Consider the following 17,300-nt stretch of genomic DNA (forward strand, 5'->3'; position numbering starts at 1 on the left):
GGGCGCTTCAGCCCGCGTCCTCAACGCCGTTGCGGCTGGCGGGTGGGCGGTCCGGTTCGCCGCCCGGGGGCGGGCTCGCCCGCACCAGCAGGCCGTCGTCCAGGGCGGCGCGCAACAGGCCGTCGAGCCGCCAGCGGGCATCGGCCGCGGTGGCGGCGGCCATTGCCGTGGCCAGCGGGGCGCCGTCCAGGGTGGCGGCCACGCAGGCGGCGTCGCCCGGGCCCAGCGGTCGCAGGCGCACCTGCCAGCGGCCGGCCGGGCGCCAGATCAGCCAGGGCGATCGGGTATCGGGCGGCGCGGGGCCGTCCGTGGCGCCGGTGTGTTCACCCTCGGCGGGGTCTTCCGCGTCGCGTTCGGCGTGGGGGCCGGTTTCGTTGTCAGCGCCGTCACGGCGGCGGTCGTGGCGGCTGTCGTGGCGCTTGACCTGGTCGTCGGGCGAGGGGGCTGCCGCCGCCGTGGTGCGGTCATCGCCGTCCGGCGGCGTGCCGCCGCGCGTCTCCCGCCAGAGCGCCGGCACCAGGGCGTCGAGCGGCAACAGCGCGCTGCCGGGCGGTGGGCGCAGCCGGACCTGCGCCGGATCCGCCGCGGCCAGCGCCTGCAGATCCGTGGTCGTCAGTGCCGGCGCATCGGCCGCGTGCTGCGCCTGGTGGACCGCCCACTCCAGCCGCGCCAGATCCGCCAGCCAGGGCCAGTCGGCCAGCTGCGGCTCGGCGGCGATCGCGTCGGCCAGATCGCCGCCCCACTGGCCGAGGTCGCCGCGGGTGGGGGGCCGTGCCAGACCGTGGCGGCGGGCCAGCACGGCGAAGGCCTCGTCGCCGAGCTGGTCGCGCAGCGCCGGGTAGACGGCGCGCAGCGCGTGCACGGCGGTGGCGCGCTGCTGGCCGCGCAGTGCGGCCAGCGCGCGGGACTGCGTGGCGGCGTCGCCGGCCAGCCCGGGCGCCAGCGCGGCATCGGCCTGCGCGGCGGCGGCGCTGCCGATGGGCTGGAACAGGGCGTGCAGCAGGCGTTGCGGGCGCGGGTCGTCGGCGGGGGCGGCCGAGGTCGTGGGTGCTGGTGCTGGTGCCAGTGCGGGCGATGGCGAGGTGGGGCGGTGCCCGCCGTCGGCCGGGTGATGCGCCGATGCCATGGGTTCTGCCCGGGCGACATCCACCGTTCCGGCGTCGAGCGGCACCCCGGGCGCCAGGCCGCGCCGCACCGCCACGTCGGCCGCCACCGCATCCGCCCGCCGTGCCTCGGCCAGCAGCACGTCCAGCGCCGGCACCGCCGTGTCCCATTCGACCAGCACCGGCAGCGCACCGTGGCGCGCCAGCGTGTGGGCGAGCAGGGCCCAGACGGTGTCGGACACGGCGCTGCCGTGGTCATCCAGCGCCAGGCCCTCGTGCACGGTGTGGCCGGCCACGTGCAGCTCGCCGATCAGGCCGACGGGGATGCGGTCGACGGTGGCGCGCACCGCGGCGGCCACGCGCGGGTCGTCGAGCGCGGCGGCGTGGCCGTCGGCGCCGGCCAGCGCGTTGCGGGCGTTGACGGCCAGGTTGTTCAGGTCCAGCAGCAGGCGGCAGCCGCTGCGCCGGGCCAGCGCAGTCAGCCACTCGGCCTCGTTCATCGCGTCGTCGCGCCAGGCGAGCGCGGCGCTCAGGTTCTCGACCAGGATCGGCCGGCGCAGCCGGTCCTGCACCTGCTGCACCTGGGCCACCAGGCGGTCCAGCGTGGCGGCGTCGCGCGGCGGCGGCAGCAGGTCGGCGGCGTGGATGACCGGGCCGCCGGGCGTGCGCGGCGCGCGGGCGAAGCAGGCGTGGTCGCTGACAGCCCAGGGCTCGACGCGCTCGACCAGCCGCGCCAGCCGGTCCAGATGCCAGGGGTCGAGCCCGGCCGGCGAGGCCAGCCCCAGGCCCACGCCATGCAGGCTGACCGGCCAGTGGGCCCGCGCGGCCTGCAGGCAGGCCAGGGCCGGGCCGCCGTCGCCGAAGAAGTTCTCGCTGTGGACCTCGATGAAGCCCAGCGGCGGCCGCCGCTCCAGCAGCGCGGCCTCGTGCGGCGCGCGCCAGCCGATGCCGGCGGAGGTCGGGGCGGTATCCATGGTCAGGGCAGGGCGGTGGGGCGCCGATGATGCCGCACGGCGGCCGGGCCACGGTGGCTGCGCCGTGCGCGTGCGGGCGCTGCCGCCGCCACCGACCCGCCGACCCAGCGCCCCGCTGGCTCACTCCCCGCGCCACCCACCCGACGACAATCCCCCGATGTCGCGCGCCAAGACCGTCTACACCTGCTCCGCCTGTGGCGGAACGAGCCCCCGCTGGCTGGGCCAGTGCCCGCACTGCAAGGCCTGGAACACGCTGGAGGAGACGGTGGCCGAGCCGGCCGCCGGCAGCGGCCGCAACCGCTACCAGGCGCTGGCGCCGGGCCAGCCGGTGGCCACGCTCAGCGAGATCGAGGCCGCCGACGTCGCGCGCACGCCCACCGGCCATCCCGAGCTCGACCGCGTGCTCGGCGGCGGCATCGTCGAGGGCGGGGTGGTGCTGATCGGCGGCGATCCGGGCATCGGCAAGTCCACGCTGCTGCTGCAGGCGGCCGAGTCGCTGGCCCGCCAGTCATCGCAGCGCGGCGTCGAGGCCGACGGCGCTCCGCGGCAGATGAAGGTGCTCTACGTCACCGGCGAGGAGTCGGGCGCCCAGGTCGCGCTGCGCGCGCGGCGGCTGGGGCTGGACGGCGCGCGGCTGCGCGTGCTGGCCGAGATCCAGCTGGAGAAGATCCAGGCCGCCATCGCCACCGAGCAGCCCGACTTCTGCGTCATCGACTCGATCCAGACGCTGTACTCCGACCAGCTGACCAGCGCCCCCGGCAGCGTGGCCCAGGTGCGCGAGTGCGCGGCCCAGCTCACCCGCACCGCCAAGTCCGGCGGCTGCGCGATCGTGCTGGTCGGCCACGTGACGAAGGAGGGCGCGATCGCCGGCCCGCGCGTTCTGGAGCACATCGTCGACACGGTGCTGTACTTCGAGGGCGACACGCATTCGAGCTTCCGCCTGGTGCGGGCGATCAAGAACCGCTTCGGCGCGGTCAACGAGATCGGCGTCTTCGCGATGACCGAGAAGGGCCTGAAGGGCGTCAGCAACCCGAGCGCGATCTTCCTGTCGACCCACGGCGAGCCGGTGCCCGGCAGCTGCGTGCTGGTGACGCTGGAGGGCACGCGCCCGCTGCTGGTCGAGATCCAGGCCCTGGTCGATGCCGGCGGGCCCAGCCCGCGGCGGCTGTCGGTCGGCCTGGAGCGCGACCGCCTGGCCATGCTGCTGGCGGTGCTGCACCGCCATGCCGGCGTGCAGTGCGGCGATCAGGACGTGTTCGTCAACGCGGTCGGCGGCGTGCGCATCTCCGAGCCGGCGGCCGATCTGGCGGTGCTGCTGGCCATCCAGAGCTCGCTGCGCGGCAAGCCGCTGCCGCGCGGCTTCCTGGCCTTCGGCGAGGTCGGCCTGGCCGGCGAGGTGCGCCCGGCGCCGCACGGCCAGGAGCGCCTGAAGGAGGCGGCCAAGCTGGGCTTCTCCGTCGCGCTGGTGCCCAAGGCCAACGCGCCGAAGAAGCCGATCGAGGGCCTGACGGTGCATGCCATCGGCCGCATCGACGAGGCGGTGGACGTGCTGCGCGGGCTGTGATGCGTGGCTGAGCCGGTGGCGGCGGCCGGCGGGCTCCCGGGCTCCGGGTGGCCGCGGCTGGCCGGCGGGGGAACCCCCGGGCCGCACCCGGATCAGAGCCGGGCCGCCGATCGGGCGGTGGATCCGGGGCCGGCCTGGCCCCGTCGGAGGGACTGACCATGTTGCTGTGGCGACGCCTGGTGCGTCTGTGGGCGGTGGTGCGCACCGATGCCCGTCTGATCTGGCTGGCGCTGCGCCATCCGCGCGCACCGGGCTGGCTGAAGTTCGGCTGTCTGGGCGTGCTGGCCTACCTGATCTCGCCGATCGACATCATTCCCGACGTGCTGCCGGTCATCGGCGTGATGGACGACCTCGTCATCGTGCCGCTGCTGCTGCGCGGGCTGTTCAAGCTGCTGCCGGCCGACCTGCGCGCCGAGGTGCTGGCGCAGGCCGGGCGTGGGCCGGCGGCGCCGCGCGCGACTGCGTGATCCCCGCAGCGCCGGTCCCGGCCCCGGCGCTTATCCTCGACCGATGCAATTCCTGAACTCCAACCTCTTCGGCCTGCTGCTGGCCGTGGTCGCGCTGGCCGTCGGTGCGATCACCGGCGGCTGGAAGGGCGCCCTGCTGGGCCTGAGCGTCGTCGTCTTCTGGCTGCTGCTGCAGTTCAACCGCACGATGCGCGTGCTGCGCGCGGCCGGGGCCTCGCCGGTGGGCCTGGTGCCGAGCGCGGTGATGTTCCACGCCCGGCTCAAGGCCGGGCTCAAGCTGCTGGAAGTGGTCGAGATCGCCCGTGCGCTGGGCCGCAAGACGGCCGATGCGCCCGAGACCTGGGTCTGGGCCGACGAGGCCGGTGACCGCGTCGTCGTGCAGCTGGCCGAGGCCCGTGTGACGCACTGGACCCTCGAGCGTGCGGCCGCGCCGGCCGCCGACGTGCCGCCGCCGGCCCCCGGCGCCTAGAATCCGCGTTTTGCCTGATCCCGGGGCTGCGGGCGTGTGCGTGCCGCACGCGCCGGCGCCGTGCCGGCCGGGCAAGCCCCACCCGATTCCTCAGTTCCTCACCGCATCCCTCGAAGGAGACGCCCCATGTCCATGTCCGACCGCGACGGCAAGATCTGGATGGACGGTCAGATGGTGGATTGGCGCGACGCCAAGATCCACGTCCTGTCCCACACGCTGCACTACGGCTGCGGCGCCTTCGAGGGCGTACGCGCGTACAACACGGTCAACGGCACCGCCATCTTCCGCCTGCGCGAGCACACCGAACGTCTGCTCAACAGCGCCAAGATCCTGCGCATGAAGGTGCCCTTCAGCATCGAGCAGCTGGAAGAGGCGCAGAAGGCCGTCGTGCGCGAGAACAAGCTCGAGAGCTGCTACCTGCGTCCGCTGGTCTGGATCGGTGACCAGAAGCTGGGCGTCAGCCCCAAGGGCAACACCATCCACGCGATGGTCGCGGCCTGGGCCTGGGGCGCCTACCTGGGCGAAGAGGGCCTGAAGCGCGGCATCCGCGTCAAGACCTCCAGCTACACCCGCCACCACGTCAACATCACGATGACGCAGGCCAAGGCGGTCAGCAACTACAGCAACTCGATCCTGGCCAACATGGAAGCCACGGACGACGGCTACGACGAGGCCCTGCTGCTGGACTCGGCCGGCTTCGTCTCCGAAGGCGCGGGCGAGAACATCTTCGTCGTCAAGAACGGCGTCATCTACACGCCGGACCTGTCGGCCGGTGCCCTCAACGGCATCACCCGCAACACCATCTTCCACATCGCCAAGGACCTGGGCCTGGAGATCGTGCAGAAGCGCATCACCCGCGACGAGGTCTACATCGCCGACGAGGCCTTCTTCACCGGCACCGCCGCTGAGGTCACGCCGATCCGCGAGCTCGACCGCATCGAGATCGGCATCGGCTCGCGCGGCCCGATCACCGAGAAGATCCAGTCGGCCTTCTTCGACATCGTCAACGGCCGCAACCCGAAGTACGCCGAGTGGCTGACCCCGGTCTGAGCCCGGGCCCGCGCAAGGAGAACGCAGCGATGAGCGACGCGAAGTCGGTGGTCGAGCTGACCGCCAAGGAAGTCCAGGGCCCCGGCGTGGTGGCCTGCCCGAACCCGAAGATGGCGCTGTGGAGCAACCACCCGCGCGTCTTCGTCGACGTCACCCATGACGGCGGCGGCAAGTGCCCGTACTGCGGCACCGTCTACCGCCTGAAGGCCGGCGAGCACCTGTCGCACGCCCACTGAGGCGCCCGAGGCCGGCGCCGCCGGGGGCCGCACCACCGGTGCGCCCCGTGCGCGCCGGCGTGTCCTGACCGTACCCCGCGTGCCCATGGCTGCCCCGTCGTCCCACGAATTCGTCCTCACGCTGGCCTGCCGCGACACCACCGGCATCGTCTACGCGGTCTCCGGTCTGCTCTACCAGGCCGGCTGCAACATCATCGACTCGCAGCAGTTCGGTGACGTCACGGGCGAGGACGCCACGGGGCTGTTCTTCATGCGCGTGCACTTCATCGCGCCGCCGCACCTGGCCGATGCCACGCAGCTGGAGACGCTGTTCGGCCACGTCCGCCAGCAGTACGGCATGGACCTGCGCTTCCATCCGCTGGCCCGGCGCGCGCGCCTGCTGCTGATGGTCAGCCAGCACGGCCACTGCCTGAACGACCTGCTGTTCCGCTGGCACAGCGGCCAGCTGCCGGTCGAGATCGCCGGCATCGTCAGCAACCACCCGACCTTCGCCGAGCTGGCGGCCAGCTACAAGCTGCCCTTCCACCACCTGCCGCTGCCCACCGGCAGCAGCGCCGAGGTCAAGCGCGCCCAGGAGCGCCAGGTCGAGGCGCTGATCGCCGAGCAGCAGGTCGATCTGGTCGTGCTGGCGCGCTACATGCAGATCCTCAGCCAGGACTTCTGCCAGACGCTGCACGGCCGCGCGATCAACATCCACCACAGCTTCCTGCCCAGCTTCAAGGGCGCCAAGCCGTACTACCAGGCCCATGCCCGCGGCGTGAAGCTGATCGGCGCCACGGCCCACTACGTGACGGCCGATCTGGACGAGGGCCCGATCATCGAGCAGGACGTGGCCCGCGTGGACCACGCGCTCTCGGCCGAGGACCTGACGGCCACCGGGCGCGACGTCGAGTGCGTGGTGCTGGCCCGCGCCGTGCGCTGGCATGTCGAGCACCGCGTGCTGATGAACGGCCACAAGTCGGTCGTCTTCCGCTGAGGCGCGTCCCATGTCCCGAGCCCCCGCTGTCCATCTGCTGGCCTCTCCCGACGACGTCGAGGTCCAGTTCTACGAGGCCCTGCGCGAGGCCGATCTCGACAAGCTGATGGCGCTGTGGGCCGACGACGACGAGGTCGTCTGCGTGCATCCGGGCGGTCCGCGGCTGATCGGCATCGGCGCCATCCGTGTCGCCTTCGAGGCCATGTTCCAGAACGGCCCGGTGCGGGCCGTGCCCGAGCGGGTGCGCCGCGTGCAGACGCTGGACTCGGCGATGCACAACCTGGTCGAGCGGGTCGAGTTCATGAGTGCCGAGGGGCCGCGCACCGGCCATGTGCTGGCCACCAACGTCTATGTGAAGACGCCTGCGGGCTGGCGCATCGTCGCCCACCACGCCAGCCCCGGCACCGAGGCCGAGGTGCCCGAGATCATCGAGGCGCCCGCGGTGCTGCATTGACCGCGGCCACCGCCGTGCCCTGCACCGCCGACCGCCTGCCCGGCCCGGCCGCGGGCGACACGCCGCTGCGGCTGGACGCCCCCTGGTGGCTGCCCGGCGGCCATGCACAGACGATCTGGCCGGCGCTGCACGCCCGGTCCTGGACCGGCACCCGCCCGCGCTTCGTGCGCGAGCGCTGGGACACGCCCGACGGCGACTTCGTCGATGTCGACGTCCTGTGCGAGGCCGCGATGCCGGCGCAGCACCCGATGACGGCGTCCGGCGGCCGTGCGGCCGCGGCCCGCGCCCTGCGGCCGCTGCTGGTGCTGTTCCACGGTCTCGAAGGCTCGTCCGCCAGCCCTTACGCGCTGGCCTTCGCCGACTGGGCGCGCGCGCAGGGCTGGCGTTATGCGGTACCGCATTTCCGCGGTTGCTCGGGCGAGATCAACCGCGCGCCGCGCGCCTACCACTCGGGCGACTTCGAGGAGATCGGCTGGCTGCTGGGCCGCCTGCGTGCAGGTCATGACGGCCCGCTGCTGGCCGTCGGCATCTCGCTGGGCGGCAACGCGCTGCTGCGCTGGGCCGAGGAGGCCGGGGCCAGCGCCGCGGCCACGGTGCGGGCCGTGGCCGCCGTCTGCGCGCCGCTGGACCTGACGGCCGCCGGCCACGCGATCGGCCGCGGCCTCAACCGTCTGTTCTACACGCCCTGGTTCCTGCGCACGATGAAGCCGCGGGCGCTCGAACGCCTGGCGCGCCATCCGGGCCTGTTCGACCGCGAGCGCCTGCTGGCCGCGCGCGACCTGCACGACTTCGACAACGTCTTCACCGCGCCGCTGCACGGTTTCCGCGACACCGACGACTACTGGCGGCGCGCCTCCTCGGGCCCGCGGCTGGGCGAGATCCGCATCCCGGCGCTGGTGCTCAATCCGCGCAACGATCCCTTCCTGCCGGCCGCCCATCTGCCGACCCGCGCGCCGGCCGGCGGCCACGTCACGCTGTGGCAGCCGGCCCATGGCGGCCATGTCGGCTTCGCCCGCGGGCGCCGTCCGCCGGGCGACGTGCGGCAGCTGCCGCGTGCGGTCGGCGGCTGGTTGCGGCAGCATTCGTGACACGGCGCCGCCGCGTGCGCGGCCGCCACGGCAACCCGGGAGCGCTCTGATGGACGACATCGTCAAGGCCGCGATGGCCAAATGGCCGGACGTGCCGCACTGCCACGGCTGGCTGGCGCTGGACGGCCGCGGCGACTGGTACATGCGCGACGAGCGCGTGCAGGCCGCCGGCGCCTTCCCGCAGGTCAAGGGCAGCCGCGTCACGCACGAGAAGCTGCTGGGCTTCATCGGCCGCAACTACCTGGCCGACGCGCAGGGCGCCTGGTACTTCCAGAACGGGCCGCAGCGCGTCTACGTGACGCTGGAGGCCACCCCCTGGATCTGGCGCGTGCGCTGGGATGCGGCCGCCGGCCGGGCCGAGCTGCACGGCCACACCGGCGTCGCGCCGGCCGCGGTGCACGGCGCCGGCCTGGACGAGGACGGGCTGCTCTACCTGGCCACCGATCGGGGCCTGGGCCGCGTCCATCCGCAGGACCTGCTCGACGCCAGCCAGGCGCTGGAGGCCGGGCAGTGGCCGCTGGATGCCCAGCCCTGGCCGGCGCAGGATCTGCCCGCGCGCTTCGGCTTCGTGCGGGAGCCGCGGCGGGGCTGAGCGGGGATCGGTCCGGGCGCCGTCCAGACATCCCGCCGCACGGCCGGTGCCCGGGGGCGCGATCCGCTCGTTCCGTCCCGCGGGCGAAAAAAAACCGCCCGGGTGGGCGGTCCTTCTGGCCGGGTGGGTGGACAGGCCACCCACCGCACTCACTTCGAGGCCGCGGCCTCCGGCGCCTTGGGCTCGGCGAAGCTGCCGCCGGCCTTGTTGGCCATGTAGACCACCGCACGGCCGAGCTCGACGTCCTGGGTGTCGGCCGCGGCCTGCGCCGGCATCGCGTTGAAGCCCTTGGCCGCATGCGTCAGCAGCGTGTCGTAGCCCTTGCCGATGCGCGGGCCCCAGGCGCCGGCATCGCCGAACTTCGGTGCACCGAGCGCGCCGGCGGCATGGCAGGCGGCGCACTTCTCGGTGTAGAGCTGCTCGCCGGTGCGCAGCGCGCCGCTGCCGGCTTCCTTGAACGACACGTTGCCCACCGGCTGCAGGCGCAACGCGACCTGTTCGGCCGACAGGCTGTCGCTGCCGGCGCCCTTGCGGCCACCGAAATCGACATAGTTGGCCAGCAGGATGATGGCGATGACCGGCAGCATGAAGGCCGCGATCACCGCGGTGACGAGCTGCTTGACGGACTTGATCGGACCTTCGTGGGCTTCGGTGTGCTGCGCGTCGCTCATGGCATCCTCAATGCTTGCGTGGGGCCGGCGCCCGAAAAAGCCTGCGCGGCCGCAGGCCATGTGCGGCAAAGCAGATCGGGCAAAACCCGCGAAGTATAGGAGTCAGGGTCGCGCTCCGACCCTGGTAATGGCCCGCGGCGAGACGCCAGCGACCATGCTCTGATGCAGGTCAATTTCCCGCTTCGATCGCGATCCGTCCCGCGCACGCGAAGCGGCCCGCGGTCTGGCATAGAATGGTGGCTGCCGATACCCGGCGACCGTGGTGAAGTGGATATCATCCAGCCCTCCGAAGGCTGTGGCGCAGGTTCGATTCCTGCCGGTCGCACCAGATCCAGGCCCTGAACGGGCCCTCCGAGAACGCACCCACCAGGGTGCGTTTTTCGTTTCCGGCCGCCGATTCAGTCCCGTCGCACCGGGTCACCCGGACGGCGCAGGCTGCCGCGACGGTGCGCTGCGCCTTCGGCGATCATCGCGGGCTCGTTCCTGGAGCCCCGATGATCGTCCGCCCCCGTCCCCACTGGTTGCACCTGCTGTTCGTGCGCCGCGGTTCCTTGCTGTGGCGGATCCTGCCGCAGCAGTTGACGGCGCTGGCGATCGCCTTGGGCGTGGCCCTGGCCCACGGCACGCTGTGGCACTGGAAGGTGCCGCTGAACGCGGGCGTGTTCTCGCTGATGGGGGTCTCGCTGGCGATCTTCCTGGGCTTTCGCATCAACGCCAGCTATGACCGCTGGTGGGAGGCGCGCAAGCTCTGGGGCGGGGTGCTGATCGCCTGCCGCAATCTGGGTCGCCATGCGCTGACCCTGCTCGACGTGCCGCCGGCCGTCGCGTCCGTGCGGCCGGCGACGGTGCCCGGCGTGCCGGCCCGCCGTGTGCTCGATGCGGCGACAGGCCGTACGTCCGTGCCGGCGTCCGGTGCCGGTGTCGGCACCGTGGTGCCCGAGGGCCCGGTGCCGGCCGATCATCCGGGTCGTCCGCTGGTCCTCGGCCTGATGGCCTTCGCCGCGGCGATGCGCAACCAGTTGCGCGGCCTGCCGGCCGACCAGGCGCTGGCCGGGCTGTTGCCGGCGGCGCTGCTGGCCCGGCTGCCGGGCGAGGCCAATCCGCCACTGGCCATCGGCCTGTGGCTGGGCCGTCAGCTGGCCGCGCAGCGGGCCGCTGGCCGGCTCGATCCCTGGCTGGCCGCGCAGATGGAGGACACGCTGGACGACCTGCTGGCGGCCTGGGGCAGTTGCGAGCGCATCGCCGTCACGCCGCTGCCCTTCACCTACGGCGTGATCCTGCACCGCAGCGTCTACACCTACTGTCTGCTGCTGCCTTTCGGCCTGGTCGACGCGATCGGCCTGGCCACGCCGCTGGTCGTCGGCTTCGTCAGCTACACCTTCTTCGCGCTGGAGGCGCTCAGCGACGAGATCGAGGAGCCCTTCGGCCTCGCGCCCAACGATCTGCCGCTGGACGCGCTGGTGCACGGCGTGCAGCGCAGTCTGTGGCAGCTGCTGGGCGAGCCGGTGCCCGCCCCGCTGCCGCTGGTCGACGGCTACCTGCAGCAGTGAGGTGACGGCCCCGGCGCGCCGCCGCCGGGGCGCCGTGCGCAGGCGGGCCGCACCTCAGGCCCCGGCCCGTCGCCCCAGCCACTCGTGCAGCGCGAAATAGCTCTGCTGCAGACCTTCCCAGTGCGGCAGCAGGTCGTTGAGCGTCGGGCCGTCGGACGGCGGCTGCAGGCCGATGGGTACCGGCACGATCTGCAACGCCCAACCGGCCTCCTGCGCGGCACGGCGGAAGTTGGCGATCGCCCGCTGCTGGTGGAAGGCGTGGGTCACCAGCAGCACCCGGTGGATGCCCTGGGCGCGCAGGATCTCCAGGCTGTAGGTGGCGTTCTCGCGCGTGTCGCGCGAACGGCCCTCGAGCCAGCGCAGCGGCCAGTCGTAGCTCTCGCGGGCCACGCGGTCGGCGGCCTGCGATTCGTTGGGGCCGGCGGCCGCATCGTCGAAGCCGGTGCCGCCCGAGAACAGGATCGGCAGCCGCGTCTGCCGCGCCAGCCAGATGCCGTGGCGCAGGCGCTCGGCCGTCAGCGGCTTCAGGTCCATGCCCTGCACCTCGGGCACGTGATTGCGGGCACCGCCGCCCAGCACGACGATGGCGGTGGCCGGCGCATCGCGCAGGGCGCCGTGCAGCGGCGGCGCGAGTGCCGGCGGCGGCTCCGTCAGCGTGCGCACCAGCCAGCGGCCGGCGCCGGGCGTGCACAGCGTCCAGGCCATGGCCAGCAGCAGCCAGGGGGCGACGCGGTACAGCGGGCGGGCCTGCCGGGCTTCGGAGGCCGGCACGCGCCGCTGCATCGACAGGGTCAGCAGGATGCCGGTCAGCAGCAGGCCGCCGGGCGGCAGCAGCAGGGCGCCGATCACGCCCTTGATGCGGCCGATGTCCAGCCAGCTGACGAGGTCGTTGAGGGTCATCGGATCTCCGTGGGGCAGGGCGGGGCGGCGGGATGGCGGTGGCGGCTCACAGGTTCTCCGGCGTGTGCAGCTCGAAGGGCTGGGTGAAGGACTGGGCCACCGGCCAGGGCCGGCCTTCGGCCGCGCACTGCACGGCCTCCAGCATGCGGGCCACGGCCGTGGTGGCGATGCGCTCGCGCGGCGAGACCAGCACCAGGTCGAGCACGCCGTCGATCATCGCGGCGCGGCGGTCGGGCATCAGCTCGGTGCAGGCACTGACCACATGGGTCGGGTGTTCGCGCAGCGCGCGCACGATGCCGGGCACCCCGCCACCGGCCACGTACAGCCCGGCCAGGCCGGGCTCGCGCGCCAGCAGCGACTGCAGCGCCTCGTAGGCCAGGCGCTCGTCCTCCAGATTGACCTGGGTGTCGAGCACCACGCGCTGCGGCGCATGCTCGCGCAGCCAGCTGCGGAAGGCGCCCTCGGCCGCCTCCTGGCCCAGGTAGCGGTGGCTGCCGAGGAAGACGGCGAAGGGCCCCGGCGCGGCCAGCCGGCTCAGCAGCCAGGCCACGGTGCGCCCGCTGTGGCGGGCATCGACGCCGACATAGCCGGCACGCTCCGGCGCGCTCAGGTCCGACAGCAGCGTGAACACCGGCTTGCCCTGCGCCTGCAGCTCGGCGATGGCGGCGTTGACGTGCGGATGGTCGACCGCCACCACCGCCACCGCGTCGGCCGCCCGCGCGGCCTCGCGCAGCTGGTCGGCGATGGCCGCCGGCTCCAGCGCGTCCTGGAAGCTGATGCGGGCGATGCAGGGCGTCGGGTGGCGGCTCTCGCAGGCGCTCTGCAGCGCCTCGGCCAGCGCGCAGTAGAAGGGGTCGCTGCGCTTCTGCAGGCAGAAGGCCAGCGTGCGGCGCACGCCGCCCTCGTGCTGGCGCTCGCGCATCAGGGCGGCCGCGTGGTAGCCGATGCGCTCGGCCGCGGCGATCACGCGCTGCGTGGTGCCGGCGCGCACCGGCAGGCGGCCGTTGAGCACGCGGTCGACCGTCGCGCTGCTGACGCCGGCCTCGCGGGCGACGTCGGCCAGGGTCGGGCGGCGGCTCATCGGGCGCGTCGGCCGGATGCGGCCCGGCCATCCGGGCAGACCCTGAGGCCGTGGCCGCCGAATGCAATAAATGACATCTTCAGTACCGTGGTTCTGATGGATTCTGATGGCAGATGATGGCACGGCATTGCGCCAGTTCAAGGCTCAAAACTAGGATTCGCTCCCATCCGCTGCATCACGGCATCAGGCTGATGATGCAAAAACATCAAACAGGCACGGAGACACGAGCATGTCCTCGGTGATGAGCGCGACGCTGCCGCAGCGCCGCTACGAAGGTGACGAATACCGTCTGGTCGGCGGTGCCGGCGATGAGGCCCAGGCCGCCGGTCTGGTCAATGCCGACTGGTACAAGTGCCCGGTGCCCCGCGCCACGATGAAGGCGCTGATGCAGCGCGAGGACGCGCGGGCCATCCGCGACACCGCGCTCTGGTACGCCAGCGTGCTGGCCACCGGCGCGCTGTTCCTGTGGACCTGGACCAGCGGCGCGGCGCTCGGCTGGCAGATCGCCGCCTGGGTGCTGTACGCGACGCTGTACTGCGGCCCGGCCGACAGCCGCTGGCACGAGTGCAGCCACGGCACCGCCTTCAAGACCCGCTGGATGAACGACGTGGTCTACCAGATCGCCTGCTTCCAGGTCTTCCGCCGGCCGACCGTCTGGCGCTGGAGCCACACCCGCCACCACACCGACACGCTGGTGGTCGGCCGCGACCCGGAGATCGCCGCGCCGGTGCCCACGCGCTGGTTCAGGATGCTGCTCAACCTGCTGGCCATTCCCCACGTCTGGGGCGAGACCTGCAAGCTGCTGCGCAATGCCAGCGGCCGGCTGACGCCCGACGAGCAGACCTTCATCCCCGAGATGGAGTGGCCGAAGGTGGTGCGCGAGGCTCGCGCCTGGCTGGCGCTGTACCTGGCCATCATCGGCGTGGCGGTCGGCCTGCAGAGCTGGCTGCCGGTGCTGATGCTCGGCCTGCCCAGCCTGGGCGGCGCCTGGCTCTACAACTTCTTCGGCCTGACCCAGCACGCCGGCCTGCCGGAGAACGTCACCGACCACCGACTGAACTGCCGCACGGTGCACATGAACCCGGTGTTCCGCTTCCTGTACTGGAACATGAACTACCACGTCGAGCACCACATGTTCCCGATGGTGCCCTACCACCAGCTGCCGGGCCTGCACGCCGCGATGAAGGACGACTGCCCGCCGGCCTACCGCAGCACGATCGAGGCCTATGCCGAGATCATCCCCGCGCTGCTGCGCCAGACCCGTGAGCCGCAGTGGCATGTGCAGCGGCCAGTGGCCCGACGCGCCGCCACCGGTGGCTGACGCCGCCGGCCCGCTCCGCCCATCTTTCCAGCCCAACGCCAGACAACAGGAGACAGACATGAGCCAATGGATCGCCGTCGGTGCCTACGACGACATCGAGGAAGAGGACCTGATCCGCTTCGACCACGAGGGCCGCACCTTCGCCGTCTACCGCGTCGACGGCCAGGTCTACGCCACCGACGGCCTGTGCACGCACGAGCAGGTGCACCTGTGCGACGGCCTGGTGATGGAGCACGTCATCGAGTGCCCGAAGCACAACGGCCGCTTCGACATCCGCGACGGCCGCGCGCTCGGCGCGCCGGTGTGCGTCAACCTCAAGACCTGGCCGGCCAAGGTCGAGGGTGGCCAGGTCTGGATCCAGATCTGAGCGGCCTGCGCCATGCCCATCCACCGCGTCCGTGAGCGCCATCATGTCTGATCCCATCGTCATCGTCGGTGCCGGCCAGGCCGGCGGCCGCACCGCCCAGGCCCTGCGCGCCCAGGGCTGGGACGGCCCGCTGCTGCTGGTCGGCGACGAGCCGGCCGCGCCCTACGAGCGCCCGCCGCTGTCCAAGGGCCTGCTCACCGGCGCGCAGTCGCCGGCGCAGTGCGCGCTGCGGCCGGATGCCGACTGGTCGGCCGACCGCATCGAGCGGATCCAGGGCCTGGCCCGCGGGCTGGACGTGGCGGGCCGCACGCTGACGCTGGCCGACGGCCGCAGCCTGCGCTTTGCCGCGCTGGTGCTGGCCACCGGGGGCCGGGCCCGTCCGCTGGCCCTGCCCGGCGCCGAGCTGGACGGCGTCTGCACGCTGCGCACGCTGGCCGATGCGGCCGTGCTGGCGCCGCGGCTGCGGCCCGGTGCGCGCATCGTCGTCATCGGCGGGGGCTTCATCGGCCTGGAGGTCGCCGCCTCGGCGCGCGAGCGGGGCTGCACGGTCACCGTGGTCGAGGCCGGTCCGCGGCTGCTGGGCCGTGCCGTGCCGGCCGATGTCGCGCAGCAGGTCGCCGATCTGCACCGGGCCCACGGCGTCGAGCTGTGCATCGGCCAGGCGCCCAGCGGCATCGTCCGCGCGGCCGATGGCACGCTGCAGCTGCGCCTGGGCGAGCGCCTGATCGCCGCCGACAGCCTCGTCGTGGGCATCGGCATCGCGCCCGATGTGGCGCTGGCGCGCTCCGGCGGCCTGGCCGTGCGCGATGAGGCGCCGGGCGGCGTCATCGTCGATGCCGGCCTGCGCGCCTCGGCCGGGCCGGTCTGGGCGCTGGGCGACGTGGCGCTGTTCCCGAGCCCGCTCAACGGCTGGCCGCAGCGGCAGGAGACCTGGCACAACGCCGAAACCCAGGCGCCGGTGGTCGCCCACAACGTGCTGGCCGCGCTGCGCGGCGCGGCGGCGCAGGACTGGGTCGGGCTGCCCTGGTTCTGGTCCGATCAGTACGACCACCAGCTGCAGGTGGCCGGCGAGCCGGCCCTCGGCGTGCGCGAGGCCTTGCGGCCGCTGGACGCGTCCGGTGCGGCCATCCGTTTCCACTTCGGCGCCGACGGCCGCCTGGTCGGTGCCGCCGGCTACGGCCCGGCCAGCCTGATGGGCCGCGAGATGAAGCTGGCCCGCATGCTGGTCGAGCGCCGGGCCGCGCCCGAGGCCGCGGCGCTGGCCGATCCGGCGCACAAGCTCAAGGCCCTGCTGGCCGCGGCCTGAGCACCGTTCACGGCGGGGGCGGCACCGGTACCGCGCCGACCCACGAGCGGCAGGCGAGCGGTCAACGGGCCGCGCCACCACCGTGTGCGCGGCCCTCACCGGCGCGCCCGCCGATCCCTTCCTTCCTCCCTCCACCCGGGCACCGCCGGCCGTCCGTGGCTGCCGTCACGCCGGGTGCCTCACGTTCGAACACCGGAGACACCGATGAATCTGCACAGCCGACTGACCGTCGCCGACCTGATGGCCCTCAAGGGCCAGCGCCAGCTCAGCATGCTGCGCGTGGAGACGCTGGAGGAGGCCGAGGCCGCCGAGAAGGCCGGCGTCGACATCCTCAGCGTGCATCCGAACCTGCTGCTGAACCCGCAGTACCGCGATGCCGCGCCACAGGCCTACACCATCCCCGGCGGCGACTACGGCGACCTGGTGACCGAGGAAGACCATCTGCGCCACGCGTTCAAGATGATGCGCCACGGTGCCGACGCGGTGTACTGCGCCGCCTCCTCGCAGACCATCCGCCGCCTGCGCGACGAGGGCATCGCCGTCTGCGGCCATGCGGGTCTCGTGCCCAGCCGCGCGACCTGGACCGGCGGCTTCAAGGCCGTGGGCAAGACCGCCGATCTGGCCGAGGTGGTCTGGCAGCAGATCCAGGCGCTGGAGGCTGCGGGTGCGTTCTCGGTCGAGGTCGAGGCCGTGCCGGCCGAGGTGGCGACGCTGATCTGCCGCCACACCGCGCTGTTCACCATCAGCATGGGCTCGGGCCCCGGCTGCGACGCGCAGTACCTGTGGGCCTGCGACGTGCTGGGCACCAACCGCGGCTTCATGCCCAAGCACAGCAAGGTCTACCGCCGGCTGGCCGACGAGTACGACCGTCTGCAGGCCGAACGCGTGGCCGCCTTCCAGGAGTTCCACGCCGACGTCACCACCGGCGCCTATCCGCAGCCCGAGCATCTGCAGCGCATCCGCCCCGAGGAGCTGCAGGCCTTCGCCGCGCGCTTCGAGCAGCTGGTGGCCGAAGGGCGTCGCGCCGGCTGAGGAGCGCACGGGAGCGCAGGCCGCAGGTCGGCGGGGCCTTGCAGGCCCGGCGGCTGCCGGCCCCGCATCCCCAGAACACAGGAGCGCGCGGCCCGCCGC

General features: G+C 73.2%; 18 protein-coding genes and 1 tRNA gene. 15 read left to right on the top strand and 4 right to left on the bottom strand.

The window, feature by feature from the left end; all coding sequences use genetic code 11:
- Window positions 1-7: 7 nt before the first annotated feature.
- Window positions 8-2,077: a multinuclear nonheme iron-dependent oxidase gene (locus AACH11_RS15780; protein WP_341375205.1), complete on the bottom strand. Its 2,070-nt coding sequence runs from the start codon at window positions 2,075-2,077 to the stop codon at window positions 8-10.
- A gap of 157 nt (window positions 2,078-2,234) precedes the next feature.
- On the opposite strand from AACH11_RS15780, the gene radA reads away from it, so the two are divergent.
- The 9 genes from radA to AACH11_RS15825 all read left to right on the top strand — a co-directional run bounded on the left by radA (window position 2,235) and on the right by AACH11_RS15825 (window position 8,973).
- On the top strand, window positions 2,235-3,641 hold the full coding sequence (gene radA, locus AACH11_RS15785) for a DNA repair protein RadA (RefSeq protein ID WP_341375206.1): 1,407 nt from the start codon (window positions 2,235-2,237) through the stop codon (window positions 3,639-3,641).
- A gap of 158 nt (window positions 3,642-3,799) precedes the next feature.
- A complete protein-coding gene (locus AACH11_RS15790; RefSeq protein ID WP_423228761.1) occupies window positions 3,800-4,108 on the top strand; it encodes a YkvA family protein in 309 nt (102 codons plus the stop codon).
- Between the two features lie 43 nt (window positions 4,109-4,151).
- Window positions 4,152-4,577, top strand: a complete 426-nt coding sequence (locus AACH11_RS15795) for a hypothetical protein (protein WP_341375207.1) — start codon at window positions 4,152-4,154, stop codon at window positions 4,575-4,577.
- A gap of 126 nt (window positions 4,578-4,703) precedes the next feature.
- Window positions 4,704-5,627 carry a branched-chain amino acid transaminase gene (locus AACH11_RS15800; RefSeq protein WP_341375208.1) on the top strand — a complete coding sequence of 308 codons (924 nt, stop codon included), beginning with the start codon at window positions 4,704-4,706 and terminating at the stop codon, window positions 5,625-5,627.
- 29 nt (window positions 5,628-5,656) lie between these two features.
- On the top strand, window positions 5,657-5,863 hold the full coding sequence (locus AACH11_RS15805; RefSeq protein WP_341375209.1) for a zinc-finger domain-containing protein: 207 nt from the start codon (window positions 5,657-5,659) through the stop codon (window positions 5,861-5,863).
- A gap of 85 nt (window positions 5,864-5,948) precedes the next feature.
- Window positions 5,949-6,839: a formyltetrahydrofolate deformylase gene (gene purU / locus AACH11_RS15810; protein ID WP_341375210.1), complete on the top strand. Its 891-nt coding sequence runs from the start codon at window positions 5,949-5,951 to the stop codon at window positions 6,837-6,839.
- A gap of 10 nt (window positions 6,840-6,849) precedes the next feature.
- Window positions 6,850-7,293 carry a YybH family protein gene (locus AACH11_RS15815; protein ID WP_341375211.1) on the top strand — a complete coding sequence of 148 codons (444 nt, stop codon included), beginning with the start codon at window positions 6,850-6,852 and terminating at the stop codon, window positions 7,291-7,293.
- A 65-nt stretch (window positions 7,294-7,358) separates the two neighbouring features.
- The gene (locus AACH11_RS15820; RefSeq protein WP_341375288.1) at window positions 7,359-8,381 is read left to right on the top strand and encodes a YheT family hydrolase; all 1,023 of its coding nucleotides are present in this window, start codon (window positions 7,359-7,361) and stop codon (window positions 8,379-8,381) included.
- 49 nt (window positions 8,382-8,430) lie between these two features.
- Entirely contained in the window at window positions 8,431-8,973 is a 543-nt protein-coding gene (locus AACH11_RS15825; RefSeq protein ID WP_341375212.1) for a DUF2946 family protein, read from the top strand.
- A 149-nt stretch (window positions 8,974-9,122) separates the two neighbouring features.
- On the opposite strand, the gene AACH11_RS15830 is transcribed toward AACH11_RS15825, so the two are convergent.
- A complete protein-coding gene (locus AACH11_RS15830; RefSeq protein ID WP_341375213.1) occupies window positions 9,123-9,644 on the bottom strand; it encodes a c-type cytochrome in 522 nt (173 codons plus the stop codon).
- 253 nt (window positions 9,645-9,897) lie between these two features.
- On the opposite strand from AACH11_RS15830, the gene AACH11_RS15835 reads away from it, so the two are divergent.
- Window positions 9,898-9,972, top strand: a tRNA-Arg gene (locus AACH11_RS15835).
- Between the two features lie 166 nt (window positions 9,973-10,138).
- Window positions 10,139-11,194 (top strand): bestrophin family protein, encoded by a 1,056-nt coding sequence (locus AACH11_RS15840; RefSeq protein WP_341375214.1) that lies wholly within the window; start codon window positions 10,139-10,141, stop codon window positions 11,192-11,194.
- Window positions 11,195-11,248: 54 nt separating this feature from the next.
- Here AACH11_RS15840 and AACH11_RS15845 read toward each other — a convergent pair whose 3' ends face one another.
- Both AACH11_RS15845 and AACH11_RS15850 read right to left on the bottom strand, forming a co-directional pair.
- The gene (locus AACH11_RS15845; RefSeq protein ID WP_341375215.1) at window positions 11,249-12,094 is read right to left on the bottom strand and encodes a YdcF family protein; all 846 of its coding nucleotides are present in this window, start codon (window positions 12,092-12,094) and stop codon (window positions 11,249-11,251) included.
- A 46-nt stretch (window positions 12,095-12,140) separates the two neighbouring features.
- Window positions 12,141-13,175 (bottom strand): LacI family DNA-binding transcriptional regulator, encoded by a 1,035-nt coding sequence (locus tag AACH11_RS15850; RefSeq protein ID WP_341375216.1) that lies wholly within the window; start codon window positions 13,173-13,175, stop codon window positions 12,141-12,143.
- Window positions 13,176-13,404: 229 nt separating this feature from the next.
- Here AACH11_RS15850 and AACH11_RS15855 point away from each other — a divergent pair, with 229 nt between their 5' ends.
- From AACH11_RS15855 to AACH11_RS15870, 4 genes are all read left to right on the top strand, one after another.
- The gene (locus AACH11_RS15855) at window positions 13,405-14,496 is read left to right on the top strand and encodes a fatty acid desaturase family protein (protein ID WP_341375217.1); all 1,092 of its coding nucleotides are present in this window, start codon (window positions 13,405-13,407) and stop codon (window positions 14,494-14,496) included.
- A gap of 58 nt (window positions 14,497-14,554) precedes the next feature.
- Window positions 14,555-14,863 (top strand): MocE family 2Fe-2S type ferredoxin, encoded by a 309-nt coding sequence (locus AACH11_RS15860; protein WP_341375218.1) that lies wholly within the window; start codon window positions 14,555-14,557, stop codon window positions 14,861-14,863.
- 40 nt (window positions 14,864-14,903) lie between these two features.
- Window positions 14,904-16,169, top strand: coding sequence for an NAD(P)/FAD-dependent oxidoreductase (locus AACH11_RS15865; RefSeq protein ID WP_341375289.1), 1,266 nt, complete (start codon window positions 14,904-14,906; stop codon window positions 16,167-16,169).
- Window positions 16,170-16,373: 204 nt separating this feature from the next.
- A complete protein-coding gene (locus AACH11_RS15870; RefSeq protein WP_341375219.1) occupies window positions 16,374-17,201 on the top strand; it encodes a 3-methyl-2-oxobutanoate hydroxymethyltransferase in 828 nt (275 codons plus the stop codon).
- Window positions 17,202-17,300: the final 99 nt, after the last annotated feature.

Source organism: Pseudaquabacterium rugosum, assembly GCF_038066575.1.
Classification (GTDB): domain Bacteria; phylum Pseudomonadota; class Gammaproteobacteria; order Burkholderiales; family Burkholderiaceae_C; genus Pseudaquabacterium; species Pseudaquabacterium rugosum.

Bases quoted from the DNA above. Each gene is read 5' to 3' on its own strand.
- AACH11_RS15850 (WP_341375216.1), bottom strand. From the start codon at position 13,175: ATGAGCCGCCGCCCGACCCTGGCCGACGTCGCCCGCGAGGCCGGCGTC.
- AACH11_RS15815 (WP_341375211.1), top strand. From the start codon at position 6,850: ATGTCCCGAGCCCCCGCTGTCCATCTGCTGGCCTCTCCCGACGACGTC.
- AACH11_RS15860 (WP_341375218.1), top strand. From the start codon at position 14,555: ATGAGCCAATGGATCGCCGTCGGTGCCTACGACGACATCGAGGAAGAG.
- purU (WP_341375210.1), top strand. From the start codon at position 5,949: ATGGCTGCCCCGTCGTCCCACGAATTCGTCCTCACGCTGGCCTGCCGC.
- radA (WP_341375206.1), top strand. From the start codon at position 2,235: ATGTCGCGCGCCAAGACCGTCTACACCTGCTCCGCCTGTGGCGGAACG.
- AACH11_RS15870 (WP_341375219.1), top strand. From the start codon at position 16,374: ATGAATCTGCACAGCCGACTGACCGTCGCCGACCTGATGGCCCTCAAG.
- AACH11_RS15805 (WP_341375209.1), top strand. From the start codon at position 5,657: ATGAGCGACGCGAAGTCGGTGGTCGAGCTGACCGCCAAGGAAGTCCAG.
- AACH11_RS15840 (WP_341375214.1), top strand. From the start codon at position 10,139: ATGATCGTCCGCCCCCGTCCCCACTGGTTGCACCTGCTGTTCGTGCGC.
- AACH11_RS15780 (WP_341375205.1), bottom strand. From the start codon at position 2,077: ATGGATACCGCCCCGACCTCCGCCGGCATCGGCTGGCGCGCGCCGCAC.
- AACH11_RS15800 (WP_341375208.1), top strand. From the start codon at position 4,704: ATGTCCATGTCCGACCGCGACGGCAAGATCTGGATGGACGGTCAGATG.
- AACH11_RS15845 (WP_341375215.1), bottom strand. From the start codon at position 12,094: ATGACCCTCAACGACCTCGTCAGCTGGCTGGACATCGGCCGCATCAAG.
- AACH11_RS15830 (WP_341375213.1), bottom strand. From the start codon at position 9,644: ATGAGCGACGCGCAGCACACCGAAGCCCACGAAGGTCCGATCAAGTCC.
- AACH11_RS15790 (WP_423228761.1), top strand. From the start codon at position 3,800: ATGTTGCTGTGGCGACGCCTGGTGCGTCTGTGGGCGGTGGTGCGCACC.
- AACH11_RS15855 (WP_341375217.1), top strand. From the start codon at position 13,405: ATGTCCTCGGTGATGAGCGCGACGCTGCCGCAGCGCCGCTACGAAGGT.
- AACH11_RS15795 (WP_341375207.1), top strand. From the start codon at position 4,152: ATGCAATTCCTGAACTCCAACCTCTTCGGCCTGCTGCTGGCCGTGGTC.
- AACH11_RS15825 (WP_341375212.1), top strand. From the start codon at position 8,431: ATGGACGACATCGTCAAGGCCGCGATGGCCAAATGGCCGGACGTGCCG.